This window comes from Nitrosococcus oceani ATCC 19707 (assembly GCF_000012805.1).
Taxonomy (GTDB): Bacteria; Pseudomonadota; Gammaproteobacteria; order Nitrosococcales; family Nitrosococcaceae; genus Nitrosococcus; species Nitrosococcus oceani.
Genome location: NC_007484.1, coordinates 2,390,623 through 2,407,629, shown reverse-complemented (window position 1 = coordinate 2,407,629; position 17,007 = coordinate 2,390,623). Strand labels below are relative to the sequence as shown.

The 17,007-nt window shown below is 56.3% G+C and carries 15 protein-coding genes; 14 read left to right on the top strand and 1 reads right to left on the bottom strand.

What is annotated here, in order from left to right:
- Nucleotides 1–15: 15 nt before the first annotated feature.
- Complete coding sequence (locus NOC_RS11210; protein ID WP_147094487.1) at nucleotides 16–216, bottom strand: hypothetical protein; 201 nt, start codon at nucleotides 214–216, stop codon at nucleotides 16–18.
- Nucleotides 217–229: 13 nt separating this feature from the next.
- Between NOC_RS11210 and NOC_RS11205 the strand changes: the two genes are divergently transcribed.
- The 14 genes from NOC_RS11205 (at nucleotide 230) to NOC_RS11140 (ending at nucleotide 16,950) form a co-directional block, all read left to right on the top strand.
- Nucleotides 230–2,350 (top strand): integrin alpha, encoded by a 2,121-nt coding sequence (locus tag NOC_RS11205; protein ID WP_011330857.1) that lies wholly within the window; start codon nucleotides 230–232, stop codon nucleotides 2,348–2,350.
- A 12-nt stretch (nucleotides 2,351–2,362) separates the two neighbouring features.
- The gene (locus NOC_RS11200; protein ID WP_002811735.1) at nucleotides 2,363–4,471 is read left to right on the top strand and encodes an integrin alpha; all 2,109 of its coding nucleotides are present in this window, start codon (nucleotides 2,363–2,365) and stop codon (nucleotides 4,469–4,471) included.
- Between the two features lie 70 nt (nucleotides 4,472–4,541).
- The gene (locus NOC_RS11195; RefSeq protein WP_002809873.1) at nucleotides 4,542–6,407 is read left to right on the top strand and encodes an integrin alpha; all 1,866 of its coding nucleotides are present in this window, start codon (nucleotides 4,542–4,544) and stop codon (nucleotides 6,405–6,407) included.
- A 163-nt stretch (nucleotides 6,408–6,570) separates the two neighbouring features.
- Nucleotides 6,571–7,617: a TIGR03032 family protein gene (locus NOC_RS11190; protein ID WP_002811796.1), complete on the top strand. Its 1,047-nt coding sequence runs from the start codon at nucleotides 6,571–6,573 to the stop codon at nucleotides 7,615–7,617.
- A 27-nt stretch (nucleotides 7,618–7,644) separates the two neighbouring features.
- On the top strand, nucleotides 7,645–8,007 hold the full coding sequence (locus NOC_RS11185; protein WP_011330856.1) for a DUF488 domain-containing protein: 363 nt from the start codon (nucleotides 7,645–7,647) through the stop codon (nucleotides 8,005–8,007).
- A 132-nt stretch (nucleotides 8,008–8,139) separates the two neighbouring features.
- The gene (locus NOC_RS11180; RefSeq protein WP_002810564.1) at nucleotides 8,140–8,472 is read left to right on the top strand and encodes a hypothetical protein; all 333 of its coding nucleotides are present in this window, start codon (nucleotides 8,140–8,142) and stop codon (nucleotides 8,470–8,472) included.
- A 5-nt stretch (nucleotides 8,473–8,477) separates the two neighbouring features.
- Nucleotides 8,478–9,605 (top strand): V-type ATPase subunit, encoded by a 1,128-nt coding sequence (locus tag NOC_RS11175; RefSeq protein ID WP_002808669.1) that lies wholly within the window; start codon nucleotides 8,478–8,480, stop codon nucleotides 9,603–9,605.
- 42 nt (nucleotides 9,606–9,647) lie between these two features.
- Nucleotides 9,648–11,534, top strand: a complete 1,887-nt coding sequence (locus NOC_RS11170; protein WP_011330855.1) for a V-type ATP synthase subunit I — start codon at nucleotides 9,648–9,650, stop codon at nucleotides 11,532–11,534.
- 73 nt (nucleotides 11,535–11,607) lie between these two features.
- Complete coding sequence (locus NOC_RS11165) at nucleotides 11,608–12,063, top strand: ATP synthase subunit C (protein ID WP_002809002.1); 456 nt, start codon at nucleotides 11,608–11,610, stop codon at nucleotides 12,061–12,063.
- A 19-nt stretch (nucleotides 12,064–12,082) separates the two neighbouring features.
- The gene (locus tag NOC_RS11160) at nucleotides 12,083–12,472 is read left to right on the top strand and encodes a V-type ATP synthase subunit F (protein WP_011330854.1); all 390 of its coding nucleotides are present in this window, start codon (nucleotides 12,083–12,085) and stop codon (nucleotides 12,470–12,472) included.
- Nucleotides 12,469–13,107: a V-type ATP synthase subunit E gene (locus NOC_RS11155; protein WP_002809825.1), complete on the top strand. Its 639-nt coding sequence runs from the start codon at nucleotides 12,469–12,471 to the stop codon at nucleotides 13,105–13,107. Before NOC_RS11160 ends, NOC_RS11155 begins: the two co-directional genes overlap by 4 nt.
- An 8-nt stretch (nucleotides 13,108–13,115) precedes the next feature.
- Entirely contained in the window at nucleotides 13,116–14,891 is a 1,776-nt protein-coding gene (locus NOC_RS11150; protein ID WP_002809119.1) for a V-type ATP synthase subunit A, read from the top strand.
- A 2-nt stretch (nucleotides 14,892–14,893) separates the two neighbouring features.
- Nucleotides 14,894–16,333 carry a V-type ATP synthase subunit B gene (locus tag NOC_RS11145; RefSeq protein WP_002810294.1) on the top strand — a complete coding sequence of 480 codons (1,440 nt, stop codon included), beginning with the start codon at nucleotides 14,894–14,896 and terminating at the stop codon, nucleotides 16,331–16,333.
- The gene (locus tag NOC_RS11140; protein ID WP_002810622.1) at nucleotides 16,333–16,950 is read left to right on the top strand and encodes a V-type ATP synthase subunit D; all 618 of its coding nucleotides are present in this window, start codon (nucleotides 16,333–16,335) and stop codon (nucleotides 16,948–16,950) included. Before NOC_RS11145 ends, NOC_RS11140 begins: the two co-directional genes overlap by 1 nt.
- The last annotated feature ends 57 nt before the right edge of the window (nucleotides 16,951–17,007 follow it).

Here is a 17,007-nt window from a genome sequence, read left to right as displayed (position 1 = left end):
TAGGCTGCCGTAGCCCTATTCGCCCAACCGCACCGGGGCTTTTGGTAATAGATTTTTGATCCATGATGTGCTTTGCTTAGCAAAGATTTGGCGCATCCCGTGGTAAGTTCGGCGGCCGGCTTCCTGGGTCACCATGAGCAATTGAGGCCGCTGCCAGCCTACCGCAGTTCCGCTACCTGAGCTGGCTGTGAACAATGCGCATGATTCATGACTCAATTAGGAGATTCCCATGAACAACCAAGATAACTCCATTTCTTTTTCCGTTTCGTGTCACCCTGATTCTGCGGTGGAATTCTCCGCCGTTATGCCTTGCGCTCCTGCGCCGCGGCCTTTGGCGGTGGCCCTTCGCCGGGTGCTGGGCGGAGGCTTGCTGGCTGTAGGGCTGGCGGGTCCGGCCCTGAGCCAGAATCAGGACCCGGTCTTGAGCGCGGTTCCGGTCCCGAATCAGAGCAAGAGCCTGGAACTGTCCACTCTGGATGGCAGCAATGGCTTTGTATTCAATAGTCCGGCCACTTCCGTAAGCGGTGCTGGGGATGTGAATGGCGACGGGTTTGATGATCTGGTGTTTGGCAACCCCTATGCCTCTCCCAATGGCCTTGATAGTGCGGGCCAGAGCTATGTAGTGTTTGGGACGGGTGGAGATTTTCCCGCCGCGCTAAGTTCCTCCGACCTTAATGGCGATAACGGCTTTACCCTCAATGGTATTGCGACCTATAGCTACTCGGGCCTCCCTGATAAACTGGGCTCTTCGGTGAGCAGTGCGGGGGATATGAACGGCGATGGGTTTGATGACATCCTTGTCGGCGCGTCCGGTGTCCATACCTTCAAAAATGGCGATATAACGGGCCAGAGCTACGTGGTGTTTGGGACCAGCGGGGGCTTTCCCCCGGCGCTGGAGCGCTCAGATCTTGGTGGCAGCAATGGTTTTGTGATCCGCAACATCTTGTCCGGTGATTACTCGGGCTTTTCTGTGAGCGGTGCGGGGGATATAGACGGCGATGGATTTGATGATGTCCTTATCGGCGCCAAAAATCTCGGGAGATCGGGAGACTATAGTGTGGGCTATGCGGATGAAACCTACGTGATATTCGGAGACAGTGACGGAACCTCAGGTAATAAAATCCTTGCTGATACCACTAATGCCTACAGCGAAAGCTTTACTACCTCGGTAAGTGGTGCGGGGGATGTGAATGGGGACGGACTTAATGACATGTTGCTCAGCACGTCTGGTTCTCCCTCCGGCGGTGGTAGCGACAGCGACGTTTCTGCGGTGAGCAAGATCTACGTGGTCTTTGGGATGAGCGGGCAATTTTCCGATTTTTTCAATCTCTCCAATCTCGATGGCGACAATGGTTTTATCATCACCAATAGTACCCAGACCGATAATTCTTTACGTTACATGGTGAGCGGTGCGGGGGATGTGAATGGCGACGGGTTTGATGATCTGGTGTTTGGCAACCCTTATGCCTCTCCCAATGGCCTTGATGGTGCGGGCCAGAGCTACGTGGTGTTTGGGACGGACGGGGGCTTTCCTGCGGCGCTGGATCTCTCCACCCTGGATGGCAGCAATGGCTTCGTGCTCAACGGTATCGAGGCCGGTGACCATTCGGGCCGTTCGGTGAGCGGTGCGGGGGACGTCAATGGTGACGGGTTTGATGATTTGGTGATTGGCGCGCCTGGTGCCGGCTTGGAGAAGCTTGTACCAAAAATGAATAAAGCAGACCTCATCGGCGCGTTCACCGCCAGCCCCAACGGTCTTGACAGTTCGGGCCAGGGCTATGTGGTATTTGGGATGGACGGGGGCTTTCCCGCGGCGTTGGAACTATCCGAACTTGATGGCAGCAACGGCTTTATCATCAACGGCATCGGGCCCGGTGGCCGTTTGGGTCAGTCGGTGAGCGGTGCGGGGGATGTCAATGGCGATGGACTCGCTGACATTGTAATCGGCGCCGGGAGCAAGAGCTACGTGGTGTTCGGGACGGCTTCGGGGGGTCCCGCGGTTTTGCTCAAGGGGCTGATTGCTGAGGTTGGGGCATTGGATCTACCGGCGGGGCTTGAACACTGGCTAACCAGGCCGCTTAAAAGGGCCGAGAGGAAGCTGGCCCAGGGCGAGGTAGCCAAAGCACTTTACAAGGTAGTGGGGTTTATCCAGCGGGCGAGAGTGTTGCGGAAATATGGGATACTGCCGGCGGCCGAGGCCAACGCCCTCATTGCCCAGGCCAAGGCTATTATCAAGGCGCTATTGGATTTGCCGCAGCTCTCGGGCGTTGCCGCCTCGGATCTTCTCCCCGCTGACTTGGTACCCATTGATGAGCCGGTACCGAGAAGTCCCTCCGCCCCTACTCGATAAGGAGATACTTCCATGAGTAATAAAAAAGCTACTTTTATTTCTCGTGCCTTCTCAAGCCCCTCTGATTCAAAATCCTCTGCTCAGATTCCTCGCGCCCTTGCGCCGCGGCCTTTGGCAGTGGCTCTTCGCCGGGTACTGGGCGGAGGTTTGCTGGCCGTGGGGCTGGTGGGTCCGGCCCTAGGGCAGACCCCGGGCCTGGAGCTGTCCGATCTCGATGGTAGCAATGGCTTTATCATCAACGGCATCGCGGCCTTTGACGACTCGGGTCAGTCGGTGAGCGGTGCGGAGGATGTGAACGGCGATGGATTTGATGATTTGGTGATTGGCGCACCCGATGCTTCCCCCAACGGTGTTAGCGGAGCGGGCCAGAGCTACGTAGTCTTTGGGACGGGCGGAGATTTTCCCGCGGCGGTGGAACTGTCCGCCCTGGATGGGAGTAATGGTTTTGTGCTCAATGGCATCGCGGCCTTTGACGACTCGGGTCAGTCGGTGAGCGGCGCAGGGGATGTCAATGGCGATGGATTGGATGATCTGGTGATTGGTGCGCCTGCTATCAGCTCCCGCTTTGCTCCTCCCTTTGGCCCCCCCCATGGCGGCGGTTCGGGCCAGAGCTATGTGGTGTTTGGAACGGGCGAGGGGTTTCCCCCAGTGCTGGAACTGTCTGCCCTGGATGGGAGTAACGGTTTTACGCTCAACGGCAGCGCGGCCTATGATAACGCAGGCTTTTCGGTGAGCGGAGCGGGGGATGTGAACGGGGATGGGTTGGATGACCTGGTGATTAACGCGCCTGGCGCCAGCCCCAACGGCGACTATTCGGGCCAGAGCTACGTGGTGTTTGGAACGGGCGAGGGGTTTCCCCCAGTGCTGGAACTGTCTGCCCTGGATGGCGGCAATGGCTTTATCATCAATGGCGTTGCGGCTGCTGATCACTCGGGCCGCTCGGTGAGCGGGGCGGGGGATGTGAACGGGGATGGGTTGGATGACATTGTGATTGGCGCACCTGATGCCAGTCCCAACGGTGCTAACGGAGCAGGCCAGAGCTATGTGGTGTTCGGGACGGGCGGCGGTTTTCCCCCAGTGCTGGAACTTGCCGCCCTGGATGGCAGTAATGGTTTTGCGCTCAATGGTATCGCGGCCGGTGACCGCTCGGGCAGTTCGGTGAGCGGAGCGGGGGATGTGAATGGCGACGGGTTGGATGACATTGTGATTGGCGCACGTTTCGCCAGTCCCAACGGTGTTGACAGAGTGGGCCAGAGCTACGTGGTATTTGGGACGAGCGGGGGTTTTCCCGCGGTGCTGGAACTCTCCGCTCTGGATGGCGGTAATGGTTTTGCTCTCAACGGCAGCGCGACTTATGATAACGCAGGCTTTTCGGTGAGCGGAGCGGAGGATGTGAACGGGGACGGGGTTGACGATATCCTTATTGGCGCGCCCTTTGCCTCTCCCAACGGTATCGACTATTCGGGCCAGAGCTATGTGGTATTCGGGACCAGTGGGGGCTTTCCCGCAGCACTGGAACTATCCGCCCTAGATGGGCGCAACGGCTTTGCGCTTAACGGCGGCGCGGCCAGTGATCTCTCGGGCCGCTCGGTGAGTGGAGTGGGGGATGTGAACGGGGACGGGTTTGATGACATTGTGATTGGCGCGCCTTATGCTGACCCCAATAGCGCTTCTTTCGCTGGCCAGAGCTATGTGGTGTTTGGGACGGACGGGGGTTTTCCCTCGGCGGTGGAACTGTCCGCCCTGGATGGGAGTAACGGTTTTGCGCTTAACGGCATCGCGTCTGGTGACTTCTCGGGCGATTCGGTGAGTGGTGCGGGGGATGTGAATGGGGATGGGTTTGATGACTTGGTGATTGGCGCACCTGGTGCCGATCCCAACGGCGACTATTCGAGCCAGGGACAAAGCTACGTGGTGTTTGGCACGCCCGCAGCATTTTCGTTGGGTCCGGCGGCATTGTTCAAAGGGCTGCTTGCCGACGTTGGCGCTTTGGGTTTACCAGCGGGGCTGGAGCATTGGCTGACCGAAAGGTGCGGGGATATATTCAACGGGTCAGGGCTTTGCCGCGGCTCAAGGTCATTCCAGGGGCCGAAGCCAACGCTCCCACCAAGGGGCTTTTGAAGTTTCCACAAGTGTCGGGCCTGGATCTCGCCCCTTTCTGACCCTTCCACCCCTCCATAGGAGATTCTTAATGAACGATAAACATGCCTTTACTTCTACGTTCTGTCCTGATTTCGCGGTGGAACTCGCGGCTGATGTCCCTCGCACCTTTGCGCTGCGGCCTTTGGCGGTGGCGCTTCGCCGGGTGCTGGGCGGGGGGCTGCTGGCGGCGGGACTGATGGGTCCGGCCCTGGGGCAAAGCCCAGGCACGGTCTTGAGCCCAGCTCCGGTCACGAATCAGAGCAAGAGTTTGGATCTGTCCACCCTTAATGGCGCCAATGGCTTTACGTTCGATGGTTGGGGCGGGTCAGTGAGCAGAGCGGGGGATGTGAACGGGGATGGATTTGACGATCTGGTGATTAGCGGCTGTTGCGTGGTGTTTGGGACCAGCGGGGGATTTCCTGCGGCGTTGGATCCGTCCACCCTGGATGGCAGTAATGGCTTTGTATTCAATAGTCGGACCATTTCAGTCAGTGGCGCGGGGGATGTGAATGGGGACGGGTTTAATGACCTGGTGATTGGTGCGCCTGGTATTGGGATCAATGCTCTTAGCAGGGCGGGTCAGAGCTACGTGGTGTTTGGGGCGGGCGGGGGCTTTCCAGCAGTGTTGGAGCTCTCCACCCTGGATGGGAGCAACGGTTTTGCGCTCAATGGTATCGCGGCCTCTAATGGCACGGGCCGGTCGGTGAGCGGAGCGGGTGATGTGAATGGGGACGGATTTGATGACCTGGTGATTGGTGCGCCTGGTATTGGGATCAATGCTCTTAGCAGGGCGGGTCAGAGCTACGTGGTGTTTGGGGCGGGCGGGGGCTTTCCAGCAGTGTTGGAGCTCTCCACCCTGGATGGGAGCAACGGTTTTGCGCTCAATGGTATCGCGGCCTCTAATGGCACGGGCCGGTCGGTGAGCGGAGCGGGTGATGTGAATGGGGACGGATTTGATGACCTGGTGATTGGCGCGCCTGGTGTCAGCCTCAACGATGTTAGCGGAGTGGGCCAGAGCTACGTGGTGTTTGGGACGGGCGGGGGCTTTCCAGCAGTGTTGGAGCTCTCCACCCTGGATGGGAGCAACGGTTTTACGCTCAACGGTATCGTTTTTACACTCAACGGCCTTGGCCTTTACAGCTCTGAGGTTGGTGGCCGTTCAGGCTTTTCGGTGAGCGGAGCGGGGGATGTGAATGGGGACGGGTTTGATGACCTGGTGATTGGCGCACCCGATGCTGGCCCCAACGGTGTTAGCGGAGCGGGCCAGAGCTATGTAGTGTTTGGGCGCAGCGGGGGTTTTCCCCCAGTGCTTGATCTGTCCGCCCTGGATGGGAGTAACGGTTTTGTGCTCAACGGCATCGTTTTTACGCTCAACAACGGTCTTGGCCTTTACAGCTTTGAGGTTGGTGGCCACTCGGGCTACTCAGTGAGTGGGGCGGGGGATGTGAACAGGGACGGGTTTGATGATCTGGTGATTGGCGCGCCCTTTACCGGCTTCGGCGGCAATTATTCGGGCCGGAGCTACGTGGTGTTTGGGACGAATACGGGCTTTCCTGCGGCGCTGGAGCTCTCCGCCCTGGATGGCAGCAAGGGATTTGCGCTCAACGGCAGCGCAGCTGATGACAGCTCGGGCCGGTCGGTGAGCGGAGCGGGGGATGTGAATGGGGACGGGTTCGATGATATTGTGGTGGGCGGGGAACACCAGAGTTACGTGGTATTCGGGCGATCTTCGGCCAGCGGCCCGGCGACCTTGTTCAATGGGCTGCTTACCGACGTTGGCACTTTGAGTTTGCCGGCAGGGCTGGAGCGCTGGCTGGCCAGAAGGTGCGGGGATGTATTCAACAGGTCAGGACTTTGCAGCGGCTCAAGATCATTCCAGAGATCGAAGCCACCGCCCCCACCAGGGGGTTTTTAAAGCCTCTACGAGTGTCGGGCTTGGCCTCGTTCCTTTCTGACCTTTCCACCCCTCCATAGGAGATTTCCAATGAACGACAAAGATAACCTTATTTCTTCTTCCGTTCCGCGCCGTCCTGATTCTCCTCGGCGGGTACCAATTAGTCTGACCTAGGGGACGGGGGATGACCGCGCCCACCTTCGAGTTTCTGGCCTCGCGCCAATTTACCGCCTGGCTCGCCGAGCAGCGGGTGAGCCTGGCTTTGACTACTTACCAGGCGGGGAAGTTGTTTCTGCTGGGCCTTAACCCAGACGGGAGGTTGTCGGTATTCAACCGCACCTTTGCCCGTTGCATGGGCCTGTATGCTACCCCCAGCACGCTGTGGATGAGCAGTCTCTACCAGCTCTGGCGGTTCGAGAACACCCTGGAGTCGGGGCAGAATTACCAGGGCTTTGACCGGCTGTTTGTTCCCCAGTTGGCCTATACGACCGGGGATCTGGACATCCATGACATCGCCCCCGATGGCGCGGGCCGACCGGTGTTCGTCAGCGCCTTGTTTAGCTGCCTGGCCACGGTGAGCGAGCGCTACAGCTTTGCGCCTTTATGGCGACCGCCGTTCATCTCCAAGCTTGCCGCCGAGGACCGCTGCCATCTAAATGGCCTGGTCATGGATGAGGGCCAGCCGCGTTTCGTCACCGCGGTGAGCCAAAGCGATGTGGCCGACGGCTGGCGGGATCACCGCACCGAGGGCGGCGTACTGATTGAGGTTGCAAGCGGTGAAGTGGTGCTTGAAGGACTGTCCATGCCCCACTCGCCGCGCCTCTACCGGGGTAAGTTGTGGCTGCTGGACTCGGGCCGTGGCGAGTTTGGTTATGTCGATCTGGAACGGGGCCGCTTCGAGCCGGTGGCCTTCTGCCCTGGCTATGCCCGGGGCTTGAGCTTTATCGGTGATTTTGCGGTGGTGGGCCTGTCCTTGCCCCGGCATGACCAGAGTTTCTCCGGTCTCCCCCTTGATGAGCGCCTCCAGGCTCGTCACGCCGAGCCCCGTTGCGGGCTACAGGTGATTGATATCAATCGTGGCGATGGGGTGCATACCTTGCGCATCAGCGGGGTAATCGAGGAACTCTACGATGTCGCCGTGCTCCCTGGCGTGCACCGCCCCATGGCCTTGGGCTTCCGGAGCGATGAGATCCGCCGGATGATCAGCGTTGCCCCCGGGCCGGCTAATTAAAAGCAACTTAATATAGGAGTGGCTTCCGTGAGTAAGATTGCCCTAAAAAGAGCGTATGAGCAAGCGGATAAAGATGATGGCTGCCGTATTTTAGTGGACCGCCTCTGGCCCCGGGGAATTAAAAAAGAAGACGCGGCTATTGATGAGTGGCTTAAAGAGATTGGACCTAGCAACGAGCTGCGGAAATGGTTTGGGCATGACTCGGAAAAATGGCCAGAATTCAGAAAACGTTATTTCCAGGAGCTGGAAAAGAACCCGGAAGCAGTGGAGCCATTGACTGAAATAGCCAAAAACCAGCGGCAAGTCACTCTGATTTTTAGCGCCAAGGATAGCGAGCATAATAATGCGGTGGTTCTAAAGGAATATCTGGAAGAAAAACTATCGTCTTAAGGGAGTTTATATCTCCTCCTGTTAGCTTCTATATACTTAAAATTAACTCATTGAAGCAGCCCCAGCTTTGTTGGTGGGTCCCGTTGAGAATTCTTGAGGTGTTACGGTTGGCATTGGGGAGAATGATTCTTCATGAACGAGGCGAAAGAAACCTTAAAGCGTCTGCTGGAAGCGGAGCTGCGTGCTCAGGCGTTAGTAGATCAAGCCGGTCAGGAGCGGGATAAAATAATCCACCAGGCCCTAGCTGAGGCTCGCCAGGCAGAGGAGCGTTTTGCCTCCCGCATCCCGGAGATTCAGCAATCTTTTGTGAGCAGGGCTGAAAGTCGGGCAGAGCAAACCACAAGTGAGTTAAGCCGGCGCTATGAGGAGCGGGAAGGAGAGATTAAGGCGTTGGCGAGGAAACGCCAGGAGGAGGCCAGTGAGGCAGCCCTTACCCGCCTTCTCGATCCTGTTGCCTATCCATAATAAACATGCATCGTCCTTTTTTAACTATCACCAAGAGCCCTTCCATAGCCACCGTTACCCGCTATGCTTATTTGAATACCTTGGTCTCGGCTCTCTCCAAGCGTCTCCTGTCAGCAGAACAGCTCCGGAATCTGGTGGACCAATCGGCCTCGGATGTTTCGGTTTTACTTCGTACCGCCGGGTTGACGGGGATTTCTCTGCAAGCAATGGAGGATCGTTCTTTAGAGCAAGTGCTGGTGGATACCTTATGGGCGGAAGCCCAACGGCTGATTCGTCCTCTGAGCGCTGAAGCCCAGGAACTCGCAAGCTATTGGCTACGCCGTTTTGAGATAGGTAACCTGAAAATTGTGCTCCGGGGTAAGTTGACTGGACGTCCAAAGGAGGCCATCCAAGCCGATCTTATTAAGATTAATGGAATAGCGGCCTTGCCCTTGAACTCGTTGATGGAGGCCGAGGATGCTCAGGAGGTGCTCCATTGTTTAGAGGGAACACCCTATGCTGGTGTTGCCCGCCAGGCCCGTTCGGTCTATGGAGGAGAGCATTATGATGTGCCTCATGTCGGAGGAGAGGGTCGAGAATTGTTTCTTATCGAAGCCACAATAGATAGGGAATACTATAGTGGATTGGCGCGGCGAGTAAATGCTATCCAGGAAGAACGGGACCGCCATTATTTGCGAATATTGATCGGTTATCTCATCGACCAAACCAACTTGGTCTGGTTATTGCGCTACCGGTTTGCTTACCGTCTTGGGCCACCGCTGACCTATTTTCTTTTATGCCCCGGTGGGTATCATTTGCGTAGTCAGCACTTGCTGGCCCTCGCGCGTGGGGAAAACTTCGAGGAGACTTTACACAATCTACCTGCTCCTTTAGCCCCTTTGGTAGCAGGGGCAGTTTCCACTTCCGAGGTGGAGGAGATGCTAGGAAAACACTTACTCGAAGTCGCGCAGTTTATCCTGAAACGCACCACTTTTAATTTGGGACGGGCCTTCGCTTATCTATTTCTTCGTGAAAAAGAATTATTACGCATCCATGGGATCATCAAGGGCCGCACTTTGCAGCTCGCCCCCCATCTTATTCACCAGGCCATGGGACTGGAAAGTGCCGGTTTCAAGGAGGATGAGTCTTTTTAGCCCTCCCTGGAGGGGCCTAGCGGTCCAAGAGGTTTATAACGGATGTTGACATCCTTATCAATGCGGCGAGTTACCCTTCATATGGTCAAGGAAGAGGCTCCGGAGGCTGCCCTTAGCTTAGCGGAAAGCGGGGTGTTTAGTCCGGAACCCCTTCCGGCCGGGGAGGAAAGTTTGCCGGAGTGTCCCGCCGCCAGCTACCAGGCGTTATTTCATGATGTCCAGATGCGTTTGCAAAAGGTGAGCGAATACCTGGGGGTCCAGGCTGCCATCCCGCCAGAAAAGGTGCGGGCCATCAGCGAGTCAGAGTTGGCGGCGTTTAATAAGTGGTTGGGGAGGCTCTGGCGGCGTTGTTCTCAGTTGCAAGAAAAAGGGCGGGAACTGGATGAGAAGATCCGATCCATTGGCCAATTAGACAAGACCTTGGATACCTATGCCCGATTGGACGTGAATTTAGGATTATTACAGGGGCAATTGCAATTTTTAGATGTTCAGCTTGGAGCGGTCCCGCAAAGTAATTTCGGCAAACTCCAGGAGGCGGTAGGCATGGCGGGCTATATTCTTAAACCGTTTGCTGAATCTGATTCCGCGGCCTTGGTTGTGCTTGCCGGGGTGAAAGGAAATGAACGGCAAGTGCAAAGCGTGCTTCGGGCGGCCGCCTACCGTCCACTTCAACTGCCCGCCGAATTTCAGCATCATCCCCAGCAGGTTCGCCAACAGCTCGCGGCTCAGCGCCTGCGTTTCCAAGAGGAGCGCCTGGCGCTGGCTCAGGAGCGGGAGTTGCTTCATAAAAAGCATGAACAGGCGTTGCATAAGGGAGCCCAGAGGATGATTCTAGCGGCTCCCTATGCTTTTCTAGGCGCTTCTCTACGGAGCCAGGGCGGGCTGGCGACGGTACAAGGCTGGGTACCAACGGAAAAAATAAGTTGTTTGCGGAAGACCTTGCAAAGACGACTAGAGCAGCGTTTTGTGCTAGAAACGCGAGATCCGACCTTAGATGAGCGGTTGATGACGCCTTCCCTAATCCGGGTTCCTCGCTGGCTCCAGCCTTTTACCGATGTAGCGCATAATTATGGTGTGCCCCGTTATGGTGAATTAGATCCTTCCTGGCTATTTGCTCTGACCTTCATTGCCATGTTCGGCATGATGTTCGGCGATGTGGGTCATGGCGCAGCTATCCTGGCGGTTGGCTGGGGGTGCCGCCGTTGGTTGGGGCACTATACACCTTTCGTACTCTCCCTGGGGGTTTCTTCTTGCTGCTTTGGCTTTCTATATGGCAGCGTTTTTGGTTATGAAGAGATCCTTTCTCCCTTATGGCTATCGCCCTTGTCCAATCCCCAACGGATGCTTATGGTCGCCCTTTTTTGGGGAGTGGGGTTTATTCTTCTAGTGACGGCTATGGGGATTCGCAACCGTTTAGCGGAGGGGTGTTATGCCGAGGCTCTATTAGGAGGGCGGGGACTGGCGGGGAGTTTATTATATTTAGGCGCCGTATATGGTGCGTTCCGCTGGATGGAAGAGGGCGTATTCGGGGCGATGGAGGCAGCGGCTATTGTCTTGCCGTTTCTGGTTCTGCTGGGGTATCAATGGCATCGGTCCCAGGTTCCCGGCTTTGGACGGGGGGTGGTCGTGCTTATCGAGAGTTTTGAAATAATCATGGGTTACTTTGCCAATACCCTTTCTTTTCTTAGGGTCGCCGCTTTTAGCTTGAATCATGTGGCGCTGGCGTTGGCTGTATTTGCCCTGGCTGGGACAATGGAGGCGGTTGGCCATTGGGTCACGGTAGTAGTAGGCAATCTTTTTATTTTGATTTTAGAAGGGGCCATTGTGGCCATTCAGGTATTACGGCTGGAATATTACGAGGGGTTTTCCCGCTTCTTTAGTGGCGATGGTCGGGCCTTTGAGCCGTTGATATTAGGGCCTCTAAAATAATTTCTAATCAATGCTACTATGAAAAGAGATTGAGATTGAGACGTGCTTCGTTGCTAACAGGGGATCAGTCGTCATGTATGGGTTGATTATTTTGATGGGCTTAAGTTTGGTGGGCTTGGTAGGTTGGGGAGTGTTTTATGAAATACGCTCACGCCATCCAGATTTTGCCGCGCCTCGCTGGTGGAGCAGCGTGGTAGGGGTGAATGTACTTGTTTTTGTGGTTGCCCAAGTTGGCCTATTGTTTTTAGTTGCACAGGATGCCATGGCCCAGGAGATAGCAACGGGGGAGGGAGCCGCGTCTCCGGAGATTTCCCTGGGCATGGGGTTAGCGCTTTTGGCCATTGGCTTACCTACGGCGGTGGCGACGGTGGCCGCGGGCTTGGCCGTGGGGGCGGTGGGATCCTCCGCGCTGGCGGCTATCTCCGAAAAACCAGAGCTATTTGGGCGCACGCTCATTTATTTGGGGCTGGCGGAAGGGATAGCGATTTATGGCGTGGTCGTCACTATTTTGATGCTAGGTAAGATTTAATAGGGTTCTGCATTAATCTATGGCCAAGCAAATTCTAGGTCTTAGCACCCAGTCCCGGTTAGCAACCCCGGGAGGAGGAGTATCCGGTACCCGTCTGATTGTGATGGGGAGCCCAGCCCTTACGGAAGGCTTTGCCCTGATCGGTTTTGAGACCTGGCCCAATGGGACCGAGGAAGATGTGGACAGGCTGCTGGAGGAATTGGAGAAAGGGAAAAAAAAAGCATTACTCTTATTAGAACCTGGGCTTTCCCGTTGTTTGTCAGGGCGACTGAGTCGAGTGCGGGCCGAGAGTTCCCATATCCTTGTAACAGAAGTGCCGCCCTTGCACGCGCCAGGGGATTATCATCCAGCGGTGGAGGATCTAGTCGCGAAAGTATTAGGCCAGAGCGCCTTAGAGGAAAAATCATGACTGCCGAGGCCAGTGTGGAAACTTTGGAAGCCGCTCTCCTGGCCCGGGCCAAGCGCCTGGCCGAAGAATATTTATCCCGGGCGCAACATAGCCGTGACCGCATTATTGAAGAGGCTAATGAACGTCTGCGTCTTCGGGAAGAGCGGGAAATACTGGCGGCCAAGGCGATGGCCGAGCGGGTCTATCGGCGGCAGGTGCAGGCAAGCGAGCTTAAGCTCCAGGGAAAACTGGATCGTCTCCGTTGGGAATGGGTACAGGCGGTAGTTCAGAATCTTAGCCACCAGTGTAAGGTGTTGGCCACCGATAAGTCCCGTTATTTGCCTGTGCTCCAGCGATTACTAGCTGCGGGGGCCGCCGCTATCGAGCGGGAAGAGCTGATTGCCGAGATCAATCAGCAAGACCTGGGGCGTTTGCAAGAAACCTGGAAAACCTTTGCGGCGGAGGCGGTATCGGACAAGTGCGTAGTCTTATCCTCCGAACCGCTCACTTGCAGTGGTGGGGTGCGGGTGGTGAGCAAAGATGGCCGCATCCGCGTGGATAATACTTTTGAAGGACGCCTGGAGCGGTTAGCGGAGGAACTTCATCAAAGCATTATGGAGCGCCTTTTTGTCCCTCCAAGCGGTCTCCATGGATAGAGGACTCCATGGGAAAACTGCTTGAAGTCAATGGTCCGCTGGTGAGGGCGCGTCTGCCCCAGGTACCCAATGGGGAGCAGGTGCGAATTGGAACTCTCGGTTTGGTGGGCGAAGTCATTGGCAGGGAAGGCCAAGAGGCCCTGATTCAAGTTTATGAGGGGACTGAGTCGGTGCGCCCTGGGGAGGAAGTCGAAGCGCTCGGCCATCCCCTCTCAGTGGAACTGGGACCGGGCCTTCTGGGACAAGTTTTTGATGGGATACAACGTCCCCTTGGCCGTCTCCTGGAAGCCAGCGGGGATCGGATTTCCCGTGGCATCCAGATCCAGGGTTTGGAGCAAGCGCGGGTTTGGCGCTTTCAACCCAACCCCCAATTAGCTGCCGGCATGGCGGTTACCGGCGGCGTTTGTTTAGGCGCCGTGCCGGAGACCCCTACTATTGAGCATCGTATTCTGGTTCCTCCTGGATTGTCGGGTGAACTGTTGGAGCTGGCCCCTGAAGGGGAGTATCGATTGAGCGATGTCATTGCCCGCCTGGATATGGGTGATCATCGCTCCCAGGCGTTAACGCTTTCCCATCGCTGGCCAGTACGTAACCCCCGTCCCTACCAGCAGCGGGAGCATGGGGTGTCGCCATTGATGACCGGTCAGCGGATACTGGATACTTTTTTCCCCCTGCTCAAAGGCGGCAAAGCGGCTGTGCCTGGACCTTTTGGCGCCGGTAAAACCATGGTCCAGCAACAAATTGCCCGCTGGTCTAATGCCGATATCGTCATTTATGTGGGTTGCGGTGAGCGGGGCAACGAGTTGGTTGAAGTCCTGGATTCCTTTCCCGAGCTAACTGATCCCCATACCGGCCGCTCCTTGATGGAGCGGACCTTGCTGGTTGCCAATACCTCGAATATGCCCGTGGTTGCCCGGGAGGCATCCCTATATGTCGGTGTAACCCTGGGGGAGTATTACCGGGACCAGGGCTACGATGTGGTGATTGTGGCCGATTCCACCAGCCGCTGGGCCGAAGCCCTGCGGGAAGTGGCGGGGCGTCTCGGACAGATGCCTGTGGAGGAAGGTTATCCGGCTTATTTAGCTTCCCGGCTGGCCGCCTTCTATGAGCGTGCCGGGCGGGTTCAAACCCTGGGGGGAAGCGTAGGCTCGGTGACTCTCATTGGCGCGGTCTCCCCGCCAGGGGGGGATTTTTCCGAACCCGTAACTAGTCATACCAAGGAAATCGTGCGGACCTTTTGGGCGCTCTCAAAAGACCTAGCGGACGCCCGCCATTACCCGGCCGTGTCCTGGCGAGAAAGTTTTTCCGATGATATTCCCGTGGCCGCCCGCTGGTGGGCTGAACACATTGATAAACATTGGCAGGCAGGACGCGCCGAGGCCATGACTTTGCTGACCCAGGCGGAAGAACTGTCCCGGATTGTCAATCTGGTAGGCCCCGAGGCTTTGTCGGGAACTCAGCGCTGGATTCTAGAAGGGGCAACGCTGATTAAGGAAGGACTGTTGCAACAAAGCGCCCTGGACCCAGTGGATAGTTTTTGCGCCCCCGAGAAGCAGTTTGTCCTCCTGGACTTGATGCTCCAAATTTATCATCAAGGCGTCGAATTACTAGAGCAAGGCGTGCCGGTGCAAGAGCTTTTGGGCCTTCCCGTGCTGGCCCGCGCTAGGCGCTGCAAGAGTGATTATAAAAATACCCAAGTGGAAACACTTCAGGATTTTACTAAGGAAATAAAAGAAGCTTTCGGGCGGCTTGGCAGGGAACATGCCGAGGCGGGAAAAATCTAGGGATGAAAGAGAAAGAGTACCGTACCGCCTCCGCGGCCCGGGGGGGATTATTGTTTATGCGGGATATTCCCGGCGGTGCTTTTGGAGAGCGAGTGATCGTCAAGGATCACCGGGGGCGGAGGCGCAATGGGCAGGTGATTTTTACTTCCGGCGAAGTGGTGTTGGTCCAAGTTTTTGAGGGCACCGATGATCTGGATTTAGAGCGCACTTGGGTTCGATTTCTGGAAGAACCTTTCGAGATTCCTTTATCGCCTGATGTCTTGGGACGTATTTTCGACGGCGTGGGAGCCCCGCGGGATGACCGCCCCCCTATGATTGCCCCCCTCAAACGCAATGTGAATGGCGCCCCCGTTAATCCTGTCGCCCGGGCTTATCCGCAAGAATTTATCCAGACGGGAATTGCCGCGATTGACGGCCTCAATTCCCTGGTGCGGGGCCAAAAACTACCTATCTTCTCGGGCTCGGGTCTTCCTCACAACCGTTTGGCGGCTCAGATCGTGCGCCAAGCCAAGCTGTTGGGTGAAGAGACCCGCTTTGTCATGGTTTTTGCCGCCATGGGGGTGACCTATAGTGATGCCCGGTTTTTTCAGGAAGAATTCGAGAACAGCGGCGTGTTGGGCAAGGTGGTGATGTATCTTAATTTGGCGGATGATCCCCCCATCAAACGCTTGCTTTTGCCGCGTACCGCGCTGGCTTGCGCCGAGTACCTGGCTTTTGAGCAGGACTTGCATGTATTGGTGGTGATGACCGACATGACCCATTACGCCGAAGCCCTGCGGGAGGTGGCCACGGCAAAGGGTGATGTGCCTTCCCGTAAGGGTTATCCAGGGTATCTCTATTCCGATCTCGCCGAGATTTACGAGCGTGCTGGGCGGATTAAGAACCGACGCGGTTCTATCACCATGGTGCCGGTAGTTTCCATGCCCTCGGATGATATTACCCACCCCATTCCCGATTTGACGGGCTATATTACGGAAGGGCAAATCGTGCTTTCCAGGGAACTCCACCATCAGGGTATCTATCCTCCCGTCAATATTCCCCCTTCCTTATCCCGTTTGATGAAAGATGGGATTGGCAAGAATTCTACCCGGGAAGACCATCCCCGGGTTGCGAGCCAGCTTTATGCCGCTTATGCCAAGGCGCTGGAAGTAAGAAATTTAGCCTCTATTATCGGTGCGGAGGAGCTTTCTCCGTCGGACCGGCAATTCCTTGATTTCGCCGGCCAATTTGAACAGCGATTCGTCAAGCAAGGGGAGGAGGAAGATCGCTCTATTATTGAGACTTTGGATTTGGCGTGGGATTTGCTTTCCTTGCTCCCGCAGTTTGCCCTTACTCGGGTAACGGAAGCGGATCTGGCAAAATATCATAAGTGGGAAGGCGACTCGGAGCGTGAGGCCCCGAAGATGGACTCTCCCCACGAAGAAATTTCCGAGAAAAGCTAGTGGCCCAGCAGCCGCCCACCAAGAGCGCCTTGCTTAATCTTAAGCGTCAGGTCGCCTTTTTGCAGGAGGGGCATGATTTATTGGAGCGCAAGCGGGAGCTGTTGACGCGGTTGGTTTATGAGCATTTAACCCATTACCGCCAATTACGGCGTGAAGCCCATGCCGCCCTGGATGATTCTTATTACTGGTTGTCCATTACCCACATGCGAATGAGTAGCCGCCAGTTACGCCAGGCTGCCCAAGGCATACATCCTGGCCTTTCCGTGAAGATCCTCCCCCGTTCCAGCTTGGGAGTAGAATACCCTGCGGTCACCGTGGAACGCCAGCCCCTGCAACCCATCAGCTTGCTCTGGACCGATGCGAGTTTGGATGAGACCCGGTCCAAGCTAGTGGAACTGGCGATGGTGCTAGCCCGGCTGGGTGAAGCAGAAACTTCTTTGCGCCGTATGGTGGCCGAACAGCGTAAGACTCAGAAGCGGGTTAATGCCCTCAAGTACAATGTCATTCCTCGCTATCAAGCCGCTGTTCGCTATATTCAGTCGGCTTTAGAGGAAGAGGAGCGGAACGCTTTATTTCAGATTAAGGTGCTACAGGAGCAGGGCAAGAAAGGACGTTAGGAATTGTACTTACTGGGTGAAACGGTGTCTTCTTAGAGAGAAAAAATGCTGTCTTGA

What these genes read in the sequence shown, in the direction of transcription:
- NOC_RS11205 (WP_011330857.1), top strand. Translation starts at nt 230, where the DNA reads ATGAACAACCAAGATAACTCCATTTCTTTTTCCGTTTCGTGTCACCCT.
- NOC_RS11200 (WP_002811735.1), top strand. Translation starts at nt 2,363, where the DNA reads ATGAGTAATAAAAAAGCTACTTTTATTTCTCGTGCCTTCTCAAGCCCC.
- NOC_RS11195 (WP_002809873.1), top strand. Translation starts at nt 4,542, where the DNA reads ATGAACGATAAACATGCCTTTACTTCTACGTTCTGTCCTGATTTCGCG.
- NOC_RS11190 (WP_002811796.1), top strand. Translation starts at nt 6,571, where the DNA reads ATGACCGCGCCCACCTTCGAGTTTCTGGCCTCGCGCCAATTTACCGCC.
- NOC_RS11180 (WP_002810564.1), top strand. Translation starts at nt 8,140, where the DNA reads ATGAACGAGGCGAAAGAAACCTTAAAGCGTCTGCTGGAAGCGGAGCTG.
- NOC_RS11175 (WP_002808669.1), top strand. Translation starts at nt 8,478, where the DNA reads ATGCATCGTCCTTTTTTAACTATCACCAAGAGCCCTTCCATAGCCACC.
- NOC_RS11170 (WP_011330855.1), top strand. Translation starts at nt 9,648, where the DNA reads ATGTTGACATCCTTATCAATGCGGCGAGTTACCCTTCATATGGTCAAG.
- NOC_RS11165 (WP_002809002.1), top strand. Translation starts at nt 11,608, where the DNA reads ATGTATGGGTTGATTATTTTGATGGGCTTAAGTTTGGTGGGCTTGGTA.
- NOC_RS11160 (WP_011330854.1), top strand. Translation starts at nt 12,083, where the DNA reads ATGGCCAAGCAAATTCTAGGTCTTAGCACCCAGTCCCGGTTAGCAACC.
- NOC_RS11155 (WP_002809825.1), top strand. Translation starts at nt 12,469, where the DNA reads ATGACTGCCGAGGCCAGTGTGGAAACTTTGGAAGCCGCTCTCCTGGCC.
- NOC_RS11150 (WP_002809119.1), top strand. Translation starts at nt 13,116, where the DNA reads ATGGGAAAACTGCTTGAAGTCAATGGTCCGCTGGTGAGGGCGCGTCTG.
- NOC_RS11145 (WP_002810294.1), top strand. Translation starts at nt 14,894, where the DNA reads ATGAAAGAGAAAGAGTACCGTACCGCCTCCGCGGCCCGGGGGGGATTA.